The 5154-nt window shown below is 63.4% G+C and carries 2 protein-coding genes; one reads left to right on the forward strand and one right to left on the reverse strand.

Annotated elements, in window-relative coordinates:
* A partial coding sequence (locus tag R6U20_RS11575) for a hypothetical protein (protein WP_410338013.1) occupies positions 1–187 on the forward strand: 187 nt, incomplete at its 5' end.
* Positions 188–777: 590 nt separating this feature from the next.
* Here R6U20_RS11575 and R6U20_RS11580 read toward each other — a convergent pair.
* Positions 778–4989, reverse strand: coding sequence for a response regulator (locus R6U20_RS11580; RefSeq protein WP_410338014.1), 4212 nt, complete (start codon positions 4987–4989; stop codon positions 778–780).
* Between the last annotated feature and the right edge of the window lie 165 nt (positions 4990–5154).

A 5154-nucleotide genomic window follows, 5' to 3' on the forward strand; every position in this document is an offset into this window, starting at 1 on the left:
ATCGTTTTATGTTATCTTCATTTTAAAGCCGAAATGTGAAGACGAGAAAATGCCTTCTGTGGTGCTGTGGAGCGGTGAGGGGAGTCCAGACCTGACAGGTTTTGGAAACCTGTCAGGTCTTCGCCCTACGCGTCCGCCTCGGCAGAATCCTGATACGAGTGAAGCGACTGATGAACGGAGTGAATAAAGATCTCCCTGGCGTTCAGAAGATCCGGCGGGACAGGGGCCGCCCACCTTGGGGGAGATCTTTCGACTCCGCGTCTCCTTTGCAGGCACAGCGGCATCGCTTTCCAACGGGTCATCCTGAGATGCTTCACTGCGTTCAGCATGACTGAAGACGAAGGAAAACCTCATACTACCAGGCTATTGCCGTGTCAACCCTCATTTTGATGGTTGTCCTGCAATCAGCCCCCACGAAGCCTGTCATGGTGAGCGGAAGGCGACGGAGCCCCGACCGGAGCACGCCGAACCATCTCCTCGACGCTCAGCGGGGCTATAGGCGATTGAACGGCCCTGCCAACCTTGGGGGAGATCTTTCGACTCCGCTTCGCTGCGCTCAAGATGACAGCATGTAAACGGGGCACGTTGCAACCCAACCATTGACCTGTGACAGAGCAGTAGGCGTTATCCCTGAAGTGATTGAGGGATCGAGAAATCAGTAGGTCTCAGATCAACTCCCGACAGGAATCAGAATCGTCCGAGATGACGGATGTGGGGTACACACGCACGTTCTCATCGTAATGCGGCAACCGGATTGGCACGACACGTCCGCGTGCCCTACGCGTCCGCCTCTGCATAGACGCTGGGACGCTGGCCTACGTGATCCAGGAAGCGCTCGGAGAAGTGCGCAAGGTTCTGGAATCCCACCGCATACGCCACCTCCGAAACAGTGCCCGCATCCTGTGCAAGCAGCTCCGCGGCCCGCTCCAGGCGGCGCATCCGGATCCATGCGCCCGGCGCAGGCAGGTCGTGATCGTTGGCACGGCGGTAGAGCGTTGTGCGCCCGATATCCAGCGCCTCAGCCAGCGCCTCAATGCCAAAGTCAGGGTCGGGCAGGCGACGCTGAATGATGGCTTCGGCCTCGGCCACAAAATCGGCGGGCGGCGTCTCCTCCGAATCATCAGTTGTCGTGATGCCACTGTGCGCCTCGGCCAATAGACGCTTCCGCAGCCGCTGCTGATAGTCGAGCGCGCCGCGCACCCGCATCTGCACCACCTGCGCATCGAACGGCTTTACGATATAGTCGGTAGCCCCTGCCGCCAGGCCCTCCACCTCGTCGTCGGTGCTCGCGCGGGCGGTAAGCATGATAATGGGCACGGCAGCCGTTTCCGGATGCGCCCGCAGCCGCTCGGTCATCGCCAGGCCATCCATTTCGGGCATCATCACATCGGCCAGGATCACGTCAGGCAGCCGCTTACGGGCCATGCGAAGCCCCGCCGCCCCGTTGGCCGCCTCGGCAACACGGAACGTCGGCTCCAGCACCGAGCGCACGTAAGCACGCACATCGGCGTTGTCGTCGACAATCAGCACAAGGGGACTCTTAGGGGGATGCGAAGCAGCGTCTTGCGAATCGCCTGTTGATGGGCGAACGTTCAGCATCACGTCGTCCTCAGCAATCGCTCCGGGCGTCAATGCATCGTCGTCGTCCCCCCAATCAGATGCATCTTCAGAGGGCGACGACGCAACAACCTGCTCATCGGTCAGGTGGTCGCGTCCACGCGGAAAGCGCGCTGCGAACGTGGTTCCTTCGGCACTACTCTCGGCCACCTGTAGCGTACCGCCATGCAGGTCCACGAGCGTGTGCGTAAGCGCCAGCCCAATGCCAATGCCCTCATGCGCCCGTGTCGGCGAGGCATCGGCCTGCACGAAGCGTTCAAAGATCTGCTCCTGCATCGCTTCGGGAATACCCGGCCCGGTGTCGCTCACCCGCAGGTCCACCGCTTCCGGCGTTGACGCAACGCGCACGGCAATGCGTCCGCCCTCGGGGGTAAACTTCACCGCATTCGACAGCAGATTGCCCAGAATCTGCTTGTACAGTTCCTCGTCGAGGTAGACCGGCGCCGCCTCCGCGTGCGCACCGGGGTTGGGGGCCTCGACCGTAAGCGCAAGGCCCTCGCGCTCAGCCAGCGGCACAAAAGAGCGAGTAATGCGGCGGGTGCACCGCACAACATCAACGGGACGGGCGCGCAACTGAAGCGTGCCTGCATCTTCGCGGGCCAGATCCAGCATCTGGCGCACCATGCGCAACAGGCGAAAGGCGTTGCGCTCCACCATCGACAGTTGCTGGGCCGCATTGTCGGGATCGAGGGCCTGCTCGGCAGAACGGAACGCCGTTTTTAGCTTCCGCACCGGTCCCAGGATGAGCGTGAGCGGCGTGCGAAACTCGTGGCTCAGGTTCGCAAAAAAGCGCGACTTGGCCTGGTCGAGCGCTTTCAGGTCTTCGGCCTGACGGGCCAGTTGCTCGTTCTTGGCACGGATCTCTGTAGTGCGGTCGGCCACCGTCGCTTCCAGTTCGGCCTGTCGCTCGCGCAGACGCCGGGTGCGCCACTGCACGGCTCCGCCCATGAGCCCGAGCCCCAGAAGCGTCCACAGCCCGTACGCCCACCACGTGCGATACCACGGCGGGCGAACCCGAAACGCAGCCGTAGCGACCGGACCGCGCTCGCCGTACACGTTTTTCGCCTGTACAGCCACCACGTAATCGCCCGGATCCAGATTCGTAAAGGTGGATTCGGTGGCCTTGCGCCAGGGCGACCAGGAGGCTGCATCTTCGTTTTCGTTCCGCGTGATCCGCACCCGAAAGACGGTTTCCGATGGGCGGTCGTATGCCGGGGCCGCGTAGCTGAGGCGCAGGCTGTTGTCGGCAGCGGCAAGCACCGGCGGGGACGCGCTGGAGGCGCTGTCGGTGGGGGATGTGCTGGTAGCTGTGCCAGACGCCACCAGCGCGATCGTCGAGTCGCGATCGGTGAGCGTAGCGCGATGCAGCAGCACCGGCGGCCCCTCTGGCGATGCGTCCTCGCTACGCGAGCGCGTCGTTACTGCGGATGGGGCGTAGCGCACCAGCAAGGTCTCGGGACCCAGCCCAGGCCCGCCGATCCATGTTGCGGTGCGGTCGTGCGAAATCGCGTACGTGGTAAACCCTACCAGACGCTGTAGCGCGCCGGTGTGCCATGTGTAGTCGTCGCCTTCGGCATCCCGCTGCAGCCAGCCCGTTGTCGGGGTCCTTGTTTCGCCCACATGCATCCAGATGCGATCTGGGCCCGTCTGTGCAGGTTGGGATGCGATGGGCCCCACGTATCGGTCGGGGTCAGGAATAGGCGCACGCAGCGTCGTGTCACGGACAAAGCGATCCGCCTCTGCGTCGAAGCGGTACGGTCCGTCGGCGGTGCCAGCAACCATGCGGTCGCCCACGCGATAGGGCGTGTTGAAACGCATGGACGGCAGCCCATCGGAGGTGTCGTAAGCAGCTACGGTGGGCGTAACCGCTGTGGTTTCAGCAGAATCGGGAAAGACCAGCCGCTGCATCGGCCCCGACTCGGAGGCGGCCCACAGCGCGCCCTCGGCATCGAGCGTCAGGTTTACTATGCGCTGGTTGAGCGGGCGAAGCGTATTCCGCAGACGCCATTCGTTCTCGGTCTGTTCGTTCTCGACCCGTTCGAAGAGCGCAATCCCTTCTTCCGATCCGACGTAGAGGCGCGGCCCGGCGGTCGCGGATTCGGGGCGATGCAGGGCCAGCGATGAGGCATCAGGGTGAGGGCTGTCGAGGAAACCTTGCACGCGCCCGGTGGCGACATCTACGCGCAGTACGCCCTGAATGGTAGCCGCAAGCAGGTCGGGGCCTGCTTGCAGCAAGTCGTGCACAACTGGCACGCTCGACACACGCTCAAAGCGAGCCGGACGTCCGGGCGTTTCCGCGGGTTGGAGTGCAAACAGGCCATCCATGGTGCCCACGTAGAGGCGTCCGCCAGTGCGCTGCACATCCAGCACGTTCCCCGAGAGTCCCTCGGCATCCCCATAGCGCGTAATGGGTTGATGCGTGGCAACGCGTGCCAGCCCGCGCCCCTGGGCCAGCCACAGCCCGCCGCGCCGGTCGCGCGTTACGCCATAGACGTAGTTGTCATTCAGCCCACTGCGCTGATCGATGCGCTGGCGGAGCGTGCCGTCGTCGTTGTAGAGGAACAGACCGCCGGCTTGCGTGCCAATGGCGAGTCCGTTCGGAAGGCGCTGCGCCATGTAGATGCGACTGCGCTGCAGCGCGGCGGAACGCTCATGGCTCCACGGTTCTGCGGATCCGTCGGTCCAATGCAGCAAGGTGCCCTCTGTTGTGCCCATGATAAGCCCATCGGAGCGATGCGGCACAACAAAGTAGAGCAGGGGCAGCGTACCGGCCTCGGCCACCGGTTCCAGCGTATCGCCTGCCATGCGCAGCAGCTGCCCCGAAGGACGCTGGGCGTAGAGCGTATCGCGCGCGGCCAGGGCCAGGTGGAATGGCCCCTCCCATGCGCGCATCGTGCCGTCTTTCCAGCGAAAGAGGGCTTCAGGCGTTCCGAAGTAGACGGCATCGCCTACGGCATGCGTCTTCCAGACGTGCGTAAAGTCGCGGTGCGCATCGGGGATTTCATCAACCAGCGGCACGTATCGAAACGCACCGTTGGCGGTCTGCTCCAGGCGTCCGAGCGTTTCCTGTCCACCCACATAGATGGTTCCGTCGTCGGCACGGGCCAGCGAGCGAGCGGGCGTCTGGCCCGGCAGTTCAACGAGCGTCCACCGCGTGCCGTCGTGCACCAGCACGCCGCGCGCATTGGCCACGTAGATGCGCCCGCGGGCTCCGGCTACAATCTCAAAGTTCTGCGGGTGCGCCCCGTAGATCTGCGCCGGAATCGTTTCGACAAACGGGCGGCCCTGCTCCTGCAGCGGGGGGCTACCTTGCAGAGCAGCAGCGCGTTCGGCAGGCGCGCCCAATAATATCAGGGCTGAGCAGATATACATCCACCCAGCCCCTGATACTGAATTGAACCCAAAGACGCGTGTGAACGAAATGAAGAATGAGCGCACAGCGAACGTAGCACAGCAGATGAAAGGAACGCGTGTTGTGCCATACTTCATCTGCCGCTGAACGATCCGCCTACCCCGCGAACCGATCCAGGACTTTAG

Source organism: Longimonas sp. (assembly GCF_046498435.1).
Classification (GTDB): Bacteria; Bacteroidota; Rhodothermia; order Rhodothermales; family Salinibacteraceae; genus Longimonas.

Bases quoted from the DNA above. Each gene is read 5' to 3' on its own strand.
- R6U20_RS11580 (WP_410338014.1), bottom strand. From the start codon at position 4,989: ATGTATATCTGCTCAGCCCTGATATTATTGGGCGCGCCTGCCGAACGC.